This window comes from Streptomyces alkaliterrae (genome assembly GCF_007097205.2).
GTDB lineage: Bacteria > Actinomycetota > Actinomycetes > Streptomycetales > Streptomycetaceae > Streptomyces > Streptomyces alkaliterrae.
Genome location: NZ_VJYK02000569.1, coordinates 1 through 1,556, shown reverse-complemented (window position 1 = coordinate 1,556; position 1,556 = coordinate 1). Strand labels below are relative to the sequence as shown.

General features: G+C 72.5%; 1 protein-coding gene and 1 pseudogene. Both read right to left on the bottom strand.

Annotated features, from left to right (window positions below; genetic code table 11):
* A partial coding sequence (locus FNX44_RS26820) for a serine hydrolase domain-containing protein (protein ID WP_143651556.1) occupies positions 1–799 on the bottom strand: 799 nt, incomplete at its 3' end.
* Positions 800–869: 70 nt separating this feature from the next.
* A pseudogene (locus FNX44_RS26815) lies at positions 870–1,556 on the bottom strand (hypothetical protein); the annotation flags it as partial.

Genomic DNA, 1,556 nt, shown 5'->3' with positions numbered 1-1,556 from the left:
GGAGTGGGTGGGCGGTGCCCCGGGTGAGGCGGACGGCCTCGGCGAGTGGTGCCGTGGTGGAGTCGTCGGCCGGCGGCGTGAGGTGGGCGCGGGCGAGGAGCAGCAGGTCGGGGACGGTGGAGTGGATGCCTCCCGCGCCCGCGAGGTCGGCCAGTCGCCAGCGGGGCGTGCGGCGGCCGAGGGCGTTGTGGCCGGTGGCGAGCCGGGAGGTCTGCTCGGGGGTGAGGGCGACGGCGGTGTCCACCAGCTTGAGGGGGTCCGTGACCTCGGTGCGTATGAGGGTGTCGTAGTCCTGCCCGGTGTGGTGGGCGAGGGCCAGGCCGAGCAGGCCGGCGCCGAGGTTGGAGTAGTGGAAGCGGGTGCCGGGGGTGGAGCGGAGTCGGGTGCGGGGCAGCCCGTCCAGCAGGAACGGTGTGGTGCAGCCGGCGTACGGGTCCTTGCTGAACAGGCCGCGAGGCATGAGGCCGCGTGGCAGCTTGGGGAGGCCGGAGGTGTGGCACGCGAGGTGCTGCAGGCGGATGGGTTCGCCGCTGCGGCCGGGCACGGCGGCGCCGTGCGGCAGCAGCTTGTACAGCGGTGCCTGGAGCGAGACCTGTTCTTGTGTCACGAGGGTGGCGAGGGCCAGCGAGGTGAACGTCTTGCTGACGGAGCCGATCTCGAACAGCGTTGCGGGGTCGGCGCCGTGGACCGCGCTGTCGTCGCCCCGGATGGCGCCGACGACAACCGCGCCTCGCCGCTTGGCGGACAGGGCGTGTGCCGTCCGGCGGACGAGTTCGTCGAGACTGTCGCTGTGCCGCATGGTGCTTCGGGCCCCCTTTGGTGGGGCCCACTGCCCCCGGTGTGGTCCCTGTCGAGGCTACCCGCTGCGGTCAGACGTTGTTCAGGGCGCCGATCAGGTCCGGCCACCACGCGCGCACCTGGGCGTGGGAGCGCACGTAGGCGTGGGTGTGCAGACCGGTGGCGGCGGTCTCCGGTGTCAGGAGTGCGGGCAGCAGGGGGAGCGGCGCGACGGTGGCGGGGCCGTCCAGGACCAGGGTGACTGGTGGGTCGAGCCGGCCGGAGGATGACCCTGCGGCCATGCGGCGGCCGTGCTCGACCACGTCTGCGGTGAGGGCGGTGACCAGCGGCATCGCGCCGGGTGAGCGGCGCGGGTCCTCGATGGACTCGCCCATGACATACAGCGTTCCCCCTTCGGGCACAAACGATTCCCATACGAGGGTGTCGGCTTTGCCGGCCGCGCAGGAGTCGCGGACGTGCAGTTGGGAGAGGGCGCCGAGGGCGGAACGGATCAACTCGGTCGCGGCGTCGCGGCGTCCGGGGTGGCTGATGAGCATGGCCTCGAGTTCGCCGGCGGCGCCGGATGTGGCCGACTTCCCCTTGCGCAGTATCCGTACGGCCTCGTTCATCGTGCCGCTGACGATCCATCGGTGGACCTGGCGCAGGATGCCCGCGCCGTCACCGGAGTCGGGCTCCGAACCGGTGGCGCCTCGGTGTTCCAGGTTGCGCAGTACGGTCAGCGCCTGCTGGACGAGCTGGTGGCTGGCCTCGCCGGTGAG